The following is a 15,989-nucleotide window of genomic DNA, read 5'->3' on the forward strand; positions in this document are numbered from 1 at the left end:
GCCCCGAGTGGGGCCGCCGGGATCTGCGGCGGCCCGCCTCAGCGGCAGGGCTGGCCCGGATGGCAGCCGCCATGGGGGGCCGGGGCAGCCCGCGGCGGCGGGGCCTGGCGCGCCTGCATCATCTGCTGCTGCCGCATGGCGGCGGCCTGGGCCTGCTGCGCCCGCTGAGCCGCCTGGGCCTGCATCATCTGCTGGCGCTGGGCGGCTTGAGCCTGCTGGCGCTGCGCCGCGGCCTGGGCCTGCTGGGCCTGACGCTGCGCCTGCATCTGCTGTGCCCGCTGGGCGGCCTGCTGCTGCATCATCTGCTGACGCTGGGCGGCCTGGGCCTGCTGGGCCTGACGCTGCGCCTGCATCTGCTGCGCCCGCTGGGCCGCCTGTTGCTGCATCATCTGCTGGCGCTGCGCGGCTTGGGCCTGCTGGCGCTGCGCCGCGGCCTGGGCCTGCTGCGCCTGGCGCTGGGCCTGCATCTGCTGCTGCCGTTGGGCGGCCTGCTGCTGCGCCGCCTGCGCCCGCTGGGCGGCGGCCTCGGCCTGCTGAGCCCTCTGCGCCTGGAGCGCCTGCTGCGGGGCCTCGCGCCCGGCGGCCGGGTTCGGGCCGGGCGGCAAAGCGGGGCGGCCCGCCACGGCGGGCGGCGCCGAAGGCCGCTCGGCCGGCTGCGGCCCGCGGCCCGGCCCGGCCTGGGCCGGGAGCGGCTGACCGTTCGCGCCGGGCAGGGGCCGGCCGGGGCGGTGGCGGCCCTCTCGGCGGCGTTTGGCGGGCCGGCCTGCTGCGGGGCGCCCGCCGGGTTCGGGCCGGGCGCGACACCGGGGCGACCCGCCTGAGCCGGAAGCGGCTGGCCGTTCATGCCCGGCAGGGCCCTTCCGGGCGCGTTGGCCGCCCGCGGATCCGCCGGGTTGGGCTGGCCGGCCTGTTGCGGCTGGCCCGGGCGGGTGGCCTGACCAGGCAGGGGCTGCCCGTTCGTGCCCGGCAGGGGCTGGCCGATGGCCGGACGAAGGCCGGGATTCTGCGCGGCGGGGTTCTGGCCCGGCGGCACGGCGCCCGGCTGGCCGGGGACGGCGCCGGGCATCGCGCGGGGGCGCCCGGCCTGGGCCGGGAGCGGCTGGCCGTTGGGCAGGGCCGGACCGCGCAGGCCCTGCCCCGGCTGGCCGGGGGCGACATTCGGGGCAAGGTTGGGCGCCAGGGCTGGATTCTGACCGGGACCGGCCGGCATCGGCCCGCGCAGGGCCGCCTTCTGCGCCACGGCCGGCGGCAGGGCGACGTGGGCCGCCGCGGCCCCCAGGGCCGCCCCCGCGACCGCCCCGGCACCGATCGCGGCTGCGGAGCCCGGGTTGCGGGCGATCTCGGCGTTGCGTTCGTTGATCGTGTTGATGACCGTGGTGTTGTGGATGTTCTCGTAGATCACGTTGTTCGGCGGGGCCGCGACGTAGGCCGGCGCGCTCACGTAGTCCGGCACCGGGGTGAAGGCGGGCACCGGCAGGGCGTAATAGGCGACGGGCGGGGGCGGCGGTGCCAGATCGACGATGTAGGCCGGCGGCGGCGGCAGGAACACGGCCGGCGGCGGCGGGGGCGGCGCGAAGTCGTAGACCGGATCGTCGAGATAGAGCGCCGGGCGCTCGACATAGACCACCTCCTCCGGCGGGGGCGGCGGCACGTCGTAGGCGATCATCGCGAAGCGCGGCGGCGGCTCCAGGGCGACGGCGAGCTCGCGCAGGCGGCGCCGCGCGTCCCAGGCATGCGGCCCGCGGGGATAGCGGCTCAGATAGGACCAGTAGGCATCCGGCGTGTCGGCCACGTAGGTCCGCCGCCAGGTCACCGCCTCGCGGCGTGCGGCCACGAGGGCGCGCACGCGCTTGGCCAGGGCGTCGTGCGGATAGGCGGCGATGAAATCCTGGTAGCCCTCCAGGGTGTCGCGCTCCAGGCAGACGGCATAGGCGTCCTTGGCGCCGATCTCGCGGATCGGGCGCGACCGCAGGGCCGAGACCTGCTGCGGCTCGGCCACCGGCGGCGCGTTGGGGGCGCGCTCCAGGAAGACGAAGGGCGCGTCGATGCGGGCGGAATGCCAGGGCATCTCGGCGCCCTTGGTGGTCTCGCTCACCCGCAGGCGCACCCGCTCGAACAGGGCGTTGGGCTGCAGGCCGCCCTCGCGGATCATCTCGACCAGGGCCTGGGCATAGGCGCCGTAGGGCCCGTTCTCCGGCGGGCCGACCGTGCCCGGGGCGGCGTTGAAGGCGATGAGCGCGCCGGGCTCGGCCTCCGTCAGGGCGAGGCCGCCGGCGAGGGGGTCGCCGGTCTTGGCGAAGGGCGCCGTGCGAGCGGCGTCGAGCACCACGAACCGGGCCTTGAGCGGGATCGCCGCGAGGCGCCGCGTGTAGTCCGAGAGGCGCAGGGCCCGCGAGGGCACGTCCGCGGCGCTGGGGATCTGCGCGTCGACTGGGGCGAAGTAGTTCTCGCCGGAGAGCTGCAGGCCGTAGCCCGAGAGGTAGAGGAAGGCGACCGTGTCCGGCCCCGAGGCGGCGGCCTTGTCGGTGAAGTCGCGCAGGGCCCGGCGCAGGGATTCCTCGTCGAGGTCGCGGGCGCCGACCACGTCGAAGCCCGCCGCCTGCAAGGTCTGCGCGATCAGGCCGGCATCGTTGGCGGGGGTGGCGAGCGCGCCGGCCTGGTACTCCGCATTGCCGATGACGAGGGCGATGCGCTTCTCGCTCCCCGCGGCGGCGGGCCCTGCGAGCGCGGGCAGGACGAGCGCCAGGGCGGCCAGCAGGGCCAGGAACGGGCGCAGGATGATGCGCATGGCGCGTTTCCCCCTCGACGTGTTCGGCGGCAGAGCCGAAGCGGGGGGCATTGCAGGACCCTTCCGTTGAACGCAAACTGAATGCGCCCGCGCGGCTCCTCACGAATTCGAGATCAGAGCCGCGCTCCGCATGATCCGACGACCGGACAGGCCGGGCGGAATACTTGCCCGCGCCCCGCCGACTCAGCGGAAACGCCAGACGCTCGACCGTTTGATTTCGGCATCTTCCAGCGCCCGCGTCACGGGCACTTCATAGGTCGCCAGCGCCTCGAGCCGATTCTTCGGCAGGTAGGCGCGGCCGGGATCGCCCAGCAGCACGGCGACGCCCTCCCCCTGGAGCCCTTCGAGCCAGACCGTGACCCGGGCGGCGAGGTCGCGCTCGTAGCAGATGTCGGCGGCGAGCACGGTCTCGGCGCCGAGGGCGGCGCGGCCACGGCCGATCAGGTCGGTGGCGACGGCCTCGATCCGGTCGGCCACGCCGTTGGCGGCGGCGTTGAGGGGAATCGCGTGCAGGGCGAAGGGGTCGAGGTCGCTGGCGAGCACATGCGCGGCGCCGGCCCGGGCCGCGGCGATGGCCACCAGCCCGGAACCGGAGGCGAAATCGACCACGCGCCGGCCCGCCACCGTCTCGGGATGGTCGAGGACGTAGCGGGCGAGCGCCTGGCCGCCGGCCCAGGCGAAGGCCCAGAAGGGCGGCGGCAGGCCGATCGCCTCCAATTCCTCCTCGGTCTTCTCCCACAGACGCGTCGCCTCGTCGGCGACGTGCAGGGCGATCTCCGGCGCATGCGGCACCGGTCGCAGCCGGGTCTGTGCGCGGATGAAGGCGGTGCGGTCCCTGGCCGGAATCACGAGGCGAGAAGCTCCGCATAGAGCCCGGTCACGGCCCGGGCGACGGCCGCCTCGGTGTAGCCGCCGGTGAGGATCCGGTCGCGGGCGGCCTGGCCGAGGCAGGCGACCTCCTCCGGCGCGGCGGCCAGCCGGCGGAAGGCGGCGGCGAGCGCCCCGGCATCGCCGGGGGGCACGACGAGGCCTTCGACACCGTCGCGCACGAGGGCGCGGCAGCCGGGCACGTCGGTGGTGATCAGGGCGCGGCCGCAGGCGGCCGCCTCCAGCAGGCTGCGCGGCAGGCCTTCGCCGCCGCGGGAGGGCAGGCAGGCGGCGTGATGGGCGGCGTGGACGGCGGCGACGTCCCGGGTCGGCCCGTGCCAGGTCACGCCGTCGCGGCTCCAGTCCCGCAGGGTCGCCTCGGGGATGGCCCGGCGGTTCGAGGCATCGGGGGCGCCGTAGAGGGAGAGCTCGACCGGGACGCCCTCCGCCCGGGCCCGCCGCAGGGCCTCCACCGCCACGTCGATGCCCTTCGACCAGAGCATGCGCGCGACGATCGCCACCCGCAGGGGCGGGACCGGCGGCAGGGGCGCGGGGGCGAACAGGTCCGGATCGACCCCGGCGCCGCCGACGAGGGTCACCGCGATATCGGCCGGGTCGAGGCCGAGGGCGCGGGCATCGTCCGGGTTCTCGAACAGGTAGCGGGTGCGGCGGCCGGCGAGCGGCCCCCGGATCAGGCCCTTCAGGCCGAGGCGGGCGAGACGGCCGGTGCGGTCGTCCCGCGCGCCCATCAGCCCGAGCCCGGTCAGGGCGTAGACGCGCCGGTCGATGCCCGCCATCGCCGCCGCCGTGCCGCCGACCAGGATGCCACGCAGGGCGATGCAATGGACGAGATCGGCCTTCAGCGCCTTCAGGATCGCGGAGAGCTGGCCCGCCGCGTAGCCCGCCGCCATCGGGTTGAGGCTGGAGCGCTCGGCCTCGAGCTCCACCACCCGGGCGCCCGTCGCCTCGAGGGCGGCGCGGTGCGCGCGCACCCGCGTCACCACGGCGACGGAGAGGCCCATCGCCACCGCGGCCCGGGCCATGGGCAGGAAGTGCGAGGCGAAGAACCAGTCCTCGGTGACCACGAAGACCAGGGACTTGCCGGCGAAACTCTTGCCGTCGGGAGACTTGCCGTCGGCCGGCGCGTCGGGGAAGGAGGAGGCCATCGGGCGGCCTGTAGCATGGCGCCGGCGCCCGAGGGAGACGGACGAGAGATGGACGAGGCGAGCTTGGCGATCCGCCCCCTCGCGGACGCGGACCGGGCGGCGGTGAAGGCGCTCTGGGCAGCCTGCCGCCTCACCGTGCCCTACAACGACCCCGACACCGATATCGACCTCGCCAGGGGCAAGCCGGGCTCGGACGTGCTGCTCGGCGTCCTGCCGGACGGCCGCATCGCGGCGAGCGTCATGGTCGGCCATGACGGGCATCGCGGCTGGCTCTACTACGTCGCCGTCGATCCCGCCTGCCGCGGGCGCGGCTTCGGCCGGGCGATGGTGCGGGCGGCGGAAGCCTGGCTGCGCGACCGGCAGGTGCGCAAGGCCATGCTGATGGTGCGCCCGACCAACGCGGCGGTGCGCGCCTTCTACGCCAAGGTCGGCTGGGAGGAGGCGCCCCGCCTCGTCCTGGAGCGCTGGCTGGTGCCGTAGCCACCTTCGGAACACCGGAGCCCCGCTTCCGGTTCTCGATTCCACGAAGGTGGAGGAGCAGGCCATGGCGGCCGAGACGAACGAGGGCGGGCCGGGCGATCTGCGCGAAGCCGCGGCCGAGGCGGGGCTGCGCTACGTCGACGACGGCAAGCCGGGCCTGACCCGGCGCAAGAGCGGCAAGGGCTTCCGCTATCTCGACGCCCGGGGGGCGCCGGTGCGCGACGCCAAGGTGCTCGCCCGCATCCGTTCGCTGGCCATCCCGCCGGCCTATACCGACGTCTGGATCTGCCCCAGCGCCAACGGCCACATCCAGGCGACGGGGCGCGACGCCAAGGGCCGCAAGCAGTACCGGTATCACCCCGAGTTCCGGCAGGCCCGGGAAGCCACCAAGTTCGGGCGGATGATGGCCTTCGCCGAGGCCCTGCCCGGCATCCGCGCCCGCATCGACGCCGACATGCGCAAGCGCGGATTGTGCCGGGAGAAGGTGCTCGCGACGGTGGTCCACCTGCTGGAGAGCACGCTGATCCGCGTCGGCAACGACGACTATGCCCGTTCGAACCGGAGCTACGGGCTGACCACCCTGCGCGACCCGCATGTGACGATCGAGGGCTCGGAGATCCGCTTCCGCTTCAAGGGCAAGAGCGGCAAGGCATGGAACCTGTCCCTGCGCGACCGGCGCGTCGCCCGGATCGTGAAGGCCTGCCAGGACCTGCCGGGCCAGGAGCTGTTCCAGTATCTCGACGACGACGGCGAGCGCCGGGACGTCACCTCCTCGGACGTCAACGACTACCTGCGCGCGATCACCGGCGAGGACATCACCGCCAAGGATTTCCGCACCTGGGCGGGCACCGTGCTCGCGGCCCTGGCCCTGCGGGAATTCGAGGCCTTCGACAGCCAGGCCAAGGCCAAGAGCAACCTGCGCACCGCGATCGAGGCGGTGGCGAGCCGCCTCGGCAACACGCCGACGATCTGCCGCAAGTGCTACGTGCACCCGGAGATCCTCGACTGCTACCTGGAGGGCGCCCTGCTGTTCCAGGTGAAGGAGGCGGTGGAGGACGAGCTCGCCAACGGCCTCTACGCGCTCAAGCCGGAGGAGGCGGCCGTGCTCGGCCTCCTGCGGACGCGGCTCGCGCAGGAGGCCAAGGCCGCGGTGAAGGCGGCGAAGAAGCCGGCCGCCGGCAAGCGCAGCGCCGCCAGGCGGACCGGCACCACCCGGGCCAGCGGCGGCAGCCGGTGCGCGGCCTGAACGGGTCCTCTCAGGTGGCCGGGATCTGGGCGATGCGGATGTTGTTGGTGTTGCCGGGCACCGCGAAGGGGATGCCGGCGGCGACCACGACGACGTCGTTGGCGGCGGCGAAGCCCTCCTCCGCCGCATGGATGAGCGCGTTCTCCACCATCGCCTCGTAGGTGCCGACCTCGTCCGAGCGGACGCTGTGGGTGCCCCAGAGCAGGCTCAGGCGGCGCGAGGTGTCGAGATCCGGCGTCAGGGCCAGGATCGGCACGGACGGGCGCTTGCGGGCGATGCGGGCCGCCGTGGTCCCGCTCAGGGTATAGGCGACGATCGCCGAGGCGTGGACGGCCTCGGCCAGCTGCGCCGTGGCGGTCGCGACCGCATGGGGCGGCGTCTCCTCCTCGCCCGGCTCGGAGGCCGCGATCAGGGAGCGGTAGAGCTTGTGCCCCTCCACGGAGCGGATGATGCGGTCCATCATCGTGACCGCCTCGACGGGATAGCGCCCGGTGGCGGATTCCGCCGACAGCATCACCGCGTCGGCGCCATCGTAGATCGCGGTGGCGACGTCGGAGGCCTCCGCCCGGGTGGGCGTCGGGGCCGCCACCATCGAATCGAGCATCTGGGTCGCCACCACCACCGGCTTCACCGCCAGCCGGCAGGCGCGGATCAGCTCCTTCTGCCGGCCCGGCACGTCCTCGTGCGGGATCTCCACCCCGAGATCGCCGCGGGCCACCATCACCGCGTCCGAGAGGCGGACGATGTCGTCGATGCGCTCCAGCGCCTGGGGCTTCTCGATCTTGGTCATGATGCCGGCCCGGTCCCCGATCAGGCCGCGGGCCTCGATCAGGTCGGCGGGCTTCTGCACGAAGGAGAGCGCCACCCAGTCGACGCCGAGCTCCAGGCCGAAGGCGAGGTCGGCCCGGTCCTTCTCCGTCAAGGGCGACAGGTCGAGGAGCGTGCCCGGCAGGTTCACGCCCTTGCGGTTGGAGATGGCGCCGCCGATCACGACCTCCGCCTCCAGGGCCTCGGTCTCGATCCCGGTCACCCGCACCCGCACGCGGCCGTCGTCGATCAGCAATTCCTGGCCGGGCACCACCGCGGCGAAGATCTCGGGATGCGGCAGGGGGATCGCGCGGGCATCGCCCTCGGCCCCCCGGAGCACGAAGCGCAGGCCCTGGCCGGGCACCACGTCGAGCCGCCCGTCCCGCAGGGTGCCGACGCGGATCTTCGGCCCCTGCAGGTCCTGCAGGATGGCGATGGGCCGGCCGACCTCCTCCTCCAGGGCGCGGATCGCGGCATGCACCCGGGCATGGTCGGCCTGGACGCCGTGGCTGAAATTCAGGCGGAAGGTGTCGACCCCCGCCAGGCACAGCGCCTTGAGCGTCTCGGGCGAGGAGGTCGCCGGCCCGACGGTGGCGACGATCTTGGCGTGGCGGTGACGACGCATGGTGTCCTCCTGGCCCGGGCGGCCCTTCTAGCAGAATGCGCCGCGCTCAGAAGGGCCGCCGCGACAACCGGAACGGATGCGGCGCGGACGGAGATTCTCTAGACATCGTTCGGAAGCGGCCGCGACGCGGCACCGGGCTTCCGGAAGGAGACGCCATGGATCTCGACGCCCTGATGCTCTCGCGCATCCAGTTCGGCTTCACCATGGCGTTCCACATCATCTTCCCGGCCTTCACGATCGGGCTGGCCGCCTTCCTGGCGCGGCTCGAGGCGCAGTGGCTCTGGACGAAGAACCCCGTCTACCGGACGCTCTACAAGTTCTGGGTGAAGGCCTTCGCGGTCTCCTTCGGCCTCGGCGTCGTCTCCGGCATCGTGATGAGCTACCAGCTCGGCACGAACTGGTCGCGCTATTCCGACTTCACCGGCAACGTGCTCGGGCCGCTGATCCAGTACGAGGTCATCACCGCCTTCTTCCTGGAGGCGGGCTTCCTCGGGATCATGCTGTTCGGCTGGGAGCGGGTCGGGGACCGGCTGCATTTCCTGGCGACCTGCATGGTCTCCCTCGGCACTCTGATCTCGGCCTTCTGGATCCTCTCGGCCAATTCCTGGATGCAGACGCCGGCGGGCTTCACCGTCGAGAACGGGCGGGCGGTCGCCACCGACTGGTGGGCGGTGATCTTCAACCCGTCCTTCCCGATCCGCTACGCCCACATGGTGCTCGGCTGCTTCCTCACCACGGCCTTCGCGGTGGCGGGCATGTCGGCCTGGATGATCCTGCGGGCGCGCAAGGAGCCGCCGGAGAAGGTGCGGGGCGCGCGCCTGTCCCTGTCGATGGCGCTCTGGTTCGCGGTCATCGTCACGCCGGTGCAGATCTTCGTGGGCGACGCCCACGGCCTCGCCGTGCTCAAGCTGCAGCCGACCAAGCTCGCCGCGATCGAGGCGAACTGGGAGACGCAGAAGGACATGCCGCTGCTGCTCTTCGCCATCCCCAACATGGAGGCGGAGCGCAACGACGTCGAGATCGGCATCCCGAAGCTCGGCTCCTTCATCCTCACCCACGATTTCTCCGGGGTGGTGCCGGGGCTGAAGGCGGTGACGCCGGACAAGCGCCCCCCGGTCTGGCCGGTCTTCTATTCCTTCCGGATCATGGTCGCGATCGGCATGGCCATGCTGGCCCTGAGCCTGTGGAGCCTGTGGCTGCGCTGGAAGGGCGGGCTCTACACCAACCGGATCTTCCTCACCTGCGCCATGCTGATGACGCCCTCGGGCTTCGGCGCGGTGATCTTCGGCTGGTTCACCGCCGAGATCGGGCGCCAGCCCTACATCGTCTACGGGCAGCTCAAGACCGCGGACGCGCATTCGCCGCTCGCCGCGCAGGCCGTGACGACCTCCCTCGTCGCCTTCCTGATCGCCTACGCGATCATCTTCGGCTTCGGCAGCTATTATCTCGCCAAGCTCCTGCGCAAGGGCCCGGATCCCGTGGAGCCGGGCATGGCGGAGGGCAGCCTCGTGCGCGCGCCCAAGCGCCCGCTCTCGGCCGTCGACGAGGATCTGCGCCCGAATCCGGCCTGAGGCCGCGGCGCGTCGAGGACCGGAGGCCGCCCGCGCAACGGCGGGGCGGCCTCCGCATTTGAGGGGGGACTCGGCCCCGCCCGGCGCGTTGCCCCCTCAGTGCCGGGCGGGGCGCTCGTCGCGCAGGATCCGGCGCGGCATGTCCGCGTCGAGCACCGGATCGAGGCGAAGCTGGCGGGCCAGGGAGACGAGATCCTTCAGCCGCCCCGTCTGCGTCTTGCGCCGCAGGTTCAGCCGATGCGTCTCGACGGTGCGCACGCTGAGGGAGAGGCGGCGGGCCACCTCCTTGTTGCTGAAGCCGGCGCTGAGGAAGCGCAAGACCTCCGCCTCCCGCGGCGTCAGGCCGAGCCCGTCATGGGTGTCGCTGGTTGCCCCGGAATGGGAGGCCGGTGCGGGGGGCGCCACGAGCGCGCCGTCGTCGGAGGCGAGCGCCAGGATCGCCGCGCAGATCTCGGCGGGCGGCGCGCTGCGGGCGACGAAGCCGGCGGCCCCCGCCCGGATCAGCCGCTGGAGCTCGTCCCGGTGCAGGGCGTGGAAGGCGACGAGCACTTCGAGGCCCGGCCGGCCGGCGCGCAGGCGCGCGATCCGCTCGCAATGGGCGTCGAGATGGGTTTCGCGGAGGACGACCAGGGCGATGGTGCGGCGCGTGGGATCGAGCCGGTCGAGATCGGCCTCGCCGATCGTGCGCAGCGACGGCGCATGTTCCAGCACCGCCCGGGCGTTCGGGTCGAGCCGGGACGGCTCATCGACGATCAAGACCTCGACGGCGTGACTCATGCCGCGTCCCCCTCCTGTGCCTCCACGATACATCGCGGAGAATGCGTAGGGGACAGAACAAGAGTCGTTCCAACGGTTTAGCCGGCCTGCGGGCGGGAAATCCTTGCGATTTCGGCGCACCTTGCACGGGAGCGTCCCGAAGCGGAACGCAGCGCGGCCCGGAATGGGCCGCCGGGCCGGCCTCAGCCGGTCCGTGCCAGGACGAGTTCGGTCGCGGCCGAGACGACGCGGTTCCGGCCCGCCGTCTTGGCCTCGTAGAGGGCGATGTCGGCCCGCTTGAGCAGGCCGTCGATGGTCTCGCCCTCCGACCATTCGCTCACGCCGAAGCTGCAGGTGAGGCGGATCGGCCCCTTCTTGCCGCGGATGCGCAGATCGGCCGCGCGCACGCGCAGGAGACCGGCGAGCGCTTCCGCCTCGGCGAGGGTGCGGTGCGGCAGCATGATCGCGAATTCCTCGCCGCCGTAGCGGCAGGGGAGGCCCTGCTCGCCCATCACCGCGGCGACGGCCTTGATCGCGGCATCGCCGACATCGTGGCCGTGCTCGTCGTTGATCCGCTTGAAGTGGTCGATATCGGCCAGGATGGCGGAGAGCTGGCCGAAGGAGCCGGCCCGGTCCGCGGCGTCGCGGGCCTTCTGCATGAAGGCGCGGCGGTTGAGCAGGCCGGTGAGCGGATCGGTCTCGGCGAGGCGGATCAGCTCCATCTGGAGGGAGGTCAGGCGCTCCGCGGCCCGCAGGCGGGCATGCAGCTCCTCGGCGCTCGGCGGCTTCTCGATGAAGTCGTCGGCGCCGCTGTCCAGCGCCTCGGCGAGGTTGCGGGCATTGTGGGCCGAGGACATCATCAGGATCGAGATCGGCCGGTTGGACTCGGCGAGCAGGCGGACCGACCAGCACAGCTCGAACCCGCTGAGGGGCCGCACCTCGAGGCTGGTGATGAGCGCGCGCACCGACGGGTTGTCGGTGATGTAGGCCAGCGCCTCGGCGGAATCCGTGAACTGCTTGACCAAGTGCCCGCGGGGCTCGAGCAACCCGGCGATGATCTTCAGAACCACTCGGCTCGCGTCGACGATGACGATATGCATGGCCGTCACGGCCCCCTGCGCAAGAAACGCTCCGCGCAAGATACGACCGGGTTGTTAACGGGAGGCTCCCGGTTCGCGGATATTGCGAAGGATCCCCGGGTAGCGGAAGCCCGCGTCCTCAGCGACGGGGCACCGTCACGTCGACCACGCGGGCGCCCCCGCCGCGCGTCTCGGCGCCGCGGTCCGTGTCCGACCCGCGCCCGTCCTGGCCGCGCTCGACGATGCGGGCCCGCCCCGTACCGGCGCGGGGGCTGTCGATGACGTAGAGCATCGGCTTGGCCGCGGGCCCCTGCCGGATCCCGCTATAGGTCGGCACCCCGTAGGTGCCGTAGCCCCAGGCGGGCGGCACGATCTCGCTCGGACGGGGGAAGCGCGTGAGCGGCGCGCCGACATAGCTGCCGGAGACGAAGGGCTCGGCGAAGGCGTTGCCGTATCCGGCGGGGCCGTAGCCATAGGCCCCGTAGAGGATGCGCTCGCCCGCCTGCGCACCGGGGGTCGCCCCCAGGACCAGGGCAACGGCGAGCGCGGGGCGGACGAGGCTGCGCATGGGATTCACCCTCCGAAACGGCCCGGACTCAATCGGTGGGGGCGCATCGTCGTTCCGCAGGCGGGGGCTCCGCCAGGGAGGCAGAGTGCTGAACCCCGCCGTGTCCCGCGAGCCCAAGAGGGCCGTCCCGCTCAGCGGCAGATCGTGACGCGGCGGACGACCCAGCCCTCGCCCTCGATCCAGAGGCGCTTGCGCGGCTTCATGCAATTCGTGGCCTCCTCCTCGGCCTCGCCGACCGAAACCGGCTTCACCGGGGATGCCTCCGCCACCTTGCTCGGGCTCCGGTCGGCCTGTCCCGGCGCCGCCTGTCCGGCAGCGGAAAAGCCGATCATGAGGGCGCCCGCCAGGGCGACCATGCTGGACGTTCTCGCGATCATGAATCCCTGCCCGCATGCCCGGTTCAGGCATGCCCCGTTCTGCGCGGCCAAGAGCCGCGCGCCGCCCCGTTCTTCTCTGAATCGGTAATTCGGAGCGCGGCCATTGGTTGCGGCTTCGCCCGTGAAATCCGGCGCGTCCGATACGGGTTTCGAGAACCGGCAAAGAAACCGGCCTCGCCCTGACGATGCCGCAGCCGTGAAGGCGGCCCGGCGCGTCACGGCCTTGCAGGTAGACGGTAAATAGGAGTAGGCCGCCACGACAGACAAAGCCCGCGCAGATTCGTGTCGTGGGCCGCTTCTGCTCTTCTTAAGAACAATTCTAACCTGTATTCCCTGCAGTTTTGATCCATTAAAATGTAGGGAACAGCACGTCCCGCGTGGTCGTGCGGTGCAACGACAACACGGAGCGCATGCGATGGCGGACGGTTCGACGTTCGTACAAGCCTTCACGATCCTGTTCCGCGAGGGCCTGGAGGCTCTGCTGGTGATCGCCGCGCTGGCCGCCTTCCTGCGGCGGGCCGGCGCTTCGGAACGAATCGTGCCGATCTATCTCGGCGCGATCGCCGCCATCGTCGCCAGCTTCGGCATGGCCTGGGTGTTCGAGACCTTCTACGACGGCATTCACAGCGACCTGTTCGAGGCCGCCGTGATGATCGCGGCCGCCGTGCTGATGTTCTACATGAGCGGCTGGATGTTCATCCGTCAGGATCCCAAGGCCTGGCAGGCCGACCTGAACCGGCTGGCCGAGCGGGCGCTCGGGGCGGGCACCGTGATCTCCCTCGCCGGCATCGCCTTCCTGGCCGTGTTCCGCGAAGGCGCCGAGACGGTGCTGTTCCTCCACGCCCTGGCCAAGGGCGGGAACGGCTTCGACGCCTCGCTCCTCTCGGGCCTCGGCGTCGCGGCGCTGGCGCTGGTGGCGATGTTCGTGGCCATGCAGTGGCTGGCCCTGCGCCTGCCCCTGCGGCCGATGTTCGTGATCACCTCCGCCTTCCTGTTCTTCATGGGCCTGCGCATGATCGGCGAGGCCTTCCAGGAGCTTCAGGAGCAGCAGCTCATCTCCTACAACACCGACGGCGTGCCCGCCTTCGTCTCCGAATGGGGCCTGAGCAACGGCAGCTGGGAGGCGCTCGCCACCCAAGGCGCGATCCTCGCCGTGGCGGTCGCAGCGGGCCTCGTCTATTTCGTGCGCAAGCTCGGCCGGAAGGACGCGGAGCCGCAGCGCGCCCCGCGGACGGCCTGAGGTTCGCTCGGACCGGTTCGTCACAGGGAAGGCCCGTCGCATCGCGGCGGGCCTTTTTCGATGGGATCAGTCGTTCGTGCCGCCGGTGACGCTGATCATCGGCAGCGTCACCGCCAGATCCGCGCTGGCCAAGCGTGGGTCGGTCGGGGTGACGAAGGCCGCGGCGGCGAGCCCGAGGACGAGGCTCAGGGCGAGCAGGGACGATTCGACGCCGCGATAGAACAGGTCCATGGCCGACCTCCGGCTTCGACGACGCGCGCGGATGCGCGCCTTCCATGCTCGCGCAGGAACGGTCACCAAAGCGTAAGCCGGCAGCGCCGGCTCAGCCCTCTTGGTCAGCCCTCCTGGGCCCGGGCGCTCTTCAGCCGGTAGAGGGCCTCGAGGGCCTCGCGCGGCGTCATCGCGTCGGGATCGATCCCGTCGAGGAGGCGGCCGAGGCGGTCGTCGCGCTCCGCCGGCACCGGCGCGGCGGCCGGCGGGGGCGCCTCGGCGAGGCTCGCGAAGAGCGGCAGGTCCTCGATGGCGCGGCGGCCGGGGCGCTCGCGCTCCGACTTCTCCAGGCCCTTCAGGATGGCGCCGGCCCGGGCCACGACGCTGCCCGGCAGCCCGGCGAGGCGCGCGACCTGCAAGCCGTAGGAACGCTCCGCCACGCCCGGCACCACCTCGTGCAGGAAGATCACCTCGCCGCGATGCTCGGCCACCTTGAGCGTGGCGTTGTCGAGCCGGGGCAGGCGCTGGCTGAGCGCGGTCAGCTCGTGGAAATGCGTGGCGAACAGGGCCCGGCACCCGTTCGTCTCGTGCAGGTGCTCCAGGCAGGCCCAGGCGATGGAGAGGCCGTCGAAGGTGGCGGTGCCGCGGCCGATCTCGTCCAGCACCACCAGGGAGCGGCGGGTCGCCTGGTTCAGGATCGCGGCGGTCTCGACCATCTCGACCATGAAGGTCGAGTGGCCCCGGGCGAGGTCGTCGGCGGCGCCGACGCGGGAGAAGAGCCGGTCGACGAGACCGAGCCGGGCGGAGGTCGCCGGCACGAAGGCCCCCATCTGGGCCAGCACGGCGATGAGCGCGTTCTGGCGCAGGAAGGTCGACTTGCCGCCCATGTTCGGGCCGGTGACGAGGCGGATGCGCCCGGCCGCCTCCCCCGACAGGTCGCAATCATTGGCGATGAAGCCCTCGCCGGCCTTGGCCAGGGCCGCCTCGACCACGGGATGGCGGCCGCCCTCGATGGCGAAGGCGAGGCCCTCCTCGATGACGGGGCGCGTCCAGGCCTGCTCGACGGCGAGCGCCGCATGGCTTCCGGCGACGTCGAGGCTGGCCAAGGCCTCGGCGATGTCGGCGATGGCCTCCGCCTGCCCGATCACCCGGGCGGCCAGGGCCTCGAACACCGCCCCCTCCAGGGCGAGCGCCCGGTCGGCGGCCCCGGAGATCTTCGATTCGAGGGCACCGAGCTCCACGCTCGTGAAGCGCATGGCGTCGACCATGGTCTGGCGATGCACGAAGTCGCGCATCAGCCCCTTGAGGCAGGCCTCGCCCACGGCCTGGGGCACCTCGATATAATAGCCGAGCACGTTGTTGTGCTTGATGCGCAGGGTGCGGCAGCCGCTCTCCTCGGCATAGCGCGCCTGCAGGGCGGCGATGACCTTGCGCGAATCCTGGCCGAGCTCGCGGGCCTCGTCGATCTCGGCATGGTAGCCGGCGCGCACGAAATTGCCGTCGCGGCGGTTGAGGGGAAGGTCGTCGGCCAGCGCCGCGGCGAGTTCCGCCACCAGCCCGGAATCGACCTCCGCCAGGCGCTCGCCGATGGCGCCGAGCGCCTCCGGCAGGCCCTCATGGGCGGCGAGCCGCTCCTCGATGGCGGCGGCGGCCGAGAGCCCGTCGCGCAGGGCGGCGAGATCGCGGGGGCCGCCCCGGCCGAGGCCGATCCGGGTCAGGGCCCGGGCGAGATCGGGGGCGCGGGCCAGCGCCGCGCGCAGGGCCTCCCGCAATCCGGCCTCGCGGACGAGGAAGGCCACGGCATCGTGCCGGCGCCCGATCTTTTCCAGGTCGGTGAGGGGACCGGCCAGATGTTCGGCGAGCAGGCGGGCGCCCCCGGCCGAGACCGTGCGGTCGATCGTGTCGAGCAGGCTGCCCCGGCGCTCGCCGGAGAGGGTGCGGGTCAGTTCGAGATTGGCGCGGGTGGCGGCGTCGATCGCCATGGTCTCGCCGCTCGCCTCGCGGCTCGGGGGCGAGAGCGGCACCTTCGCCCCGATCTGGGTACGGGCGATGTAGAGGAGCGCGGCCCCGGCCGCGGCGATCTCGGCCCGGGTGAAGCTGCCGAAGCCGTCGAGCGTCGAGACGCCGAACTGCTCGCGGAGGCGCCGTTCCGCGGAGGCCGGTTCGAGCTCGGCCTGGGCGAGGGGCGTCACCGCGGCGCGGGTGTCGC

At 72.6% G+C, this 15,989-nt stretch carries 15 protein-coding genes (1 of these 15 cut by a window edge); 4 read left to right on the forward strand and 11 right to left on the reverse strand.

All coding sequences use genetic code 11. From position 1 onward, the window contains the following. Positions 1-38 precede the first annotated feature (38 nt). The 4 genes from MMB17_RS05290 to MMB17_RS05305 form a co-directional block, all read right to left on the reverse strand. Positions 39-467, reverse strand: coding sequence for a hypothetical protein (locus MMB17_RS05290; protein WP_241101329.1), 429 nt, complete (start codon positions 465-467; stop codon positions 39-41). Continuing rightward, positions 386-2,788: a caspase family protein gene (locus MMB17_RS05295; protein WP_241101330.1), complete on the reverse strand. Its 2,403-nt coding sequence runs from the start codon at positions 2,786-2,788 to the stop codon at positions 386-388. The genes MMB17_RS05290 and MMB17_RS05295 overlap by 82 nt, the downstream gene beginning before the upstream one ends. Positions 2,789-2,971: 183 nt before the next feature. Beyond that, positions 2,972-3,637: a class I SAM-dependent methyltransferase gene (locus tag MMB17_RS05300; protein ID WP_241101331.1), complete on the reverse strand. Its 666-nt coding sequence runs from the start codon at positions 3,635-3,637 to the stop codon at positions 2,972-2,974. Then, entirely contained in the window at positions 3,634-4,821 is a 1,188-nt protein-coding gene (locus tag MMB17_RS05305) for a glycosyltransferase (RefSeq protein WP_241101332.1), read from the reverse strand. Before MMB17_RS05305 ends, MMB17_RS05300 begins: the two co-directional genes overlap by 4 nt. Before the next feature lie 48 nt (positions 4,822-4,869). On the opposite strand from MMB17_RS05305, the gene MMB17_RS05310 reads away from it, so the two are divergent. Together MMB17_RS05310 and MMB17_RS05315 are read left to right on the forward strand one after the other, a co-directional pair. Beyond that, complete coding sequence (locus MMB17_RS05310; RefSeq protein WP_241101333.1) at positions 4,870-5,301, forward strand: GNAT family acetyltransferase; 432 nt, start codon at positions 4,870-4,872, stop codon at positions 5,299-5,301. Positions 5,302-5,365: 64 nt separating this feature from the next. Further along, positions 5,366-6,547, forward strand: coding sequence for a DNA topoisomerase IB (locus MMB17_RS05315; RefSeq protein ID WP_241101334.1), 1,182 nt, complete (start codon positions 5,366-5,368; stop codon positions 6,545-6,547). Between the two features lie 10 nt (positions 6,548-6,557). Here MMB17_RS05315 and pyk read toward each other — a convergent pair whose 3' ends face one another. Continuing rightward, a complete protein-coding gene (gene pyk, locus MMB17_RS05320; protein ID WP_241101335.1) occupies positions 6,558-7,979 on the reverse strand; it encodes a pyruvate kinase in 1,422 nt (473 codons plus the stop codon). Positions 7,980-8,134: 155 nt separating this feature from the next. On the opposite strand from pyk, the gene MMB17_RS05325 reads away from it, so the two are divergent. After that, complete coding sequence (locus MMB17_RS05325) at positions 8,135-9,550, forward strand: cytochrome ubiquinol oxidase subunit I (RefSeq protein WP_238313675.1); 1,416 nt, start codon at positions 8,135-8,137, stop codon at positions 9,548-9,550. 96 nt (positions 9,551-9,646) lie between these two features. Here the strand turns inward: MMB17_RS05325 and MMB17_RS05330 are convergent, their stop codons facing one another. The 4 genes from MMB17_RS05330 to MMB17_RS05345 all read right to left on the reverse strand — a co-directional run bounded on the left by MMB17_RS05330 (position 9,647) and on the right by MMB17_RS05345 (position 12,330). Then, complete coding sequence (locus MMB17_RS05330; protein ID WP_238313674.1) at positions 9,647-10,327, reverse strand: LuxR C-terminal-related transcriptional regulator; 681 nt, start codon at positions 10,325-10,327, stop codon at positions 9,647-9,649. 182 nt (positions 10,328-10,509) lie between these two features. Beyond that, entirely contained in the window at positions 10,510-11,406 is an 897-nt protein-coding gene (locus tag MMB17_RS05335) for a GGDEF domain-containing response regulator (RefSeq protein WP_238313672.1), read from the reverse strand. A gap of 118 nt (positions 11,407-11,524) precedes the next feature. Next, a complete protein-coding gene (locus MMB17_RS05340; protein WP_241101336.1) occupies positions 11,525-11,953 on the reverse strand; it encodes a hypothetical protein in 429 nt (142 codons plus the stop codon). A 131-nt stretch (positions 11,954-12,084) separates the two neighbouring features. Then, positions 12,085-12,330, reverse strand: a complete 246-nt coding sequence (locus MMB17_RS05345; RefSeq protein ID WP_241101337.1) for a hypothetical protein — start codon at positions 12,328-12,330, stop codon at positions 12,085-12,087. A gap of 415 nt (positions 12,331-12,745) precedes the next feature. Between MMB17_RS05345 and MMB17_RS05350 the strand changes: the two genes are divergently transcribed. Continuing rightward, positions 12,746-13,570 (forward strand): FTR1 family iron permease, encoded by an 825-nt coding sequence (locus MMB17_RS05350; RefSeq protein WP_238313666.1) that lies wholly within the window; start codon positions 12,746-12,748, stop codon positions 13,568-13,570. Positions 13,571-13,636: 66 nt separating this feature from the next. Here MMB17_RS05350 and MMB17_RS05355 read toward each other — a convergent pair whose 3' ends face one another. Together MMB17_RS05355 and mutS are read right to left on the reverse strand one after the other, a co-directional pair. Then, the gene (locus MMB17_RS05355; protein ID WP_238313664.1) at positions 13,637-13,801 is read right to left on the reverse strand and encodes a hypothetical protein; all 165 of its coding nucleotides are present in this window, start codon (positions 13,799-13,801) and stop codon (positions 13,637-13,639) included. Between the two features lie 104 nt (positions 13,802-13,905). Then, positions 13,906-15,989, reverse strand: the 3' portion of a protein-coding gene (mutS, locus tag MMB17_RS05360) for a DNA mismatch repair protein MutS (protein WP_241101338.1). 661 nt of this gene lie beyond the right edge of the window; only the last 2,084 of its 2,745 coding nucleotides appear in the window; the start codon falls outside the window, past its right edge; its stop codon occupies positions 13,906-13,908.

Source organism: Methylobacterium organophilum (genome assembly GCF_022533465.1).
Lineage (GTDB): Bacteria > Pseudomonadota > Alphaproteobacteria > Rhizobiales > Beijerinckiaceae > Methylobacterium > Methylobacterium organophilum.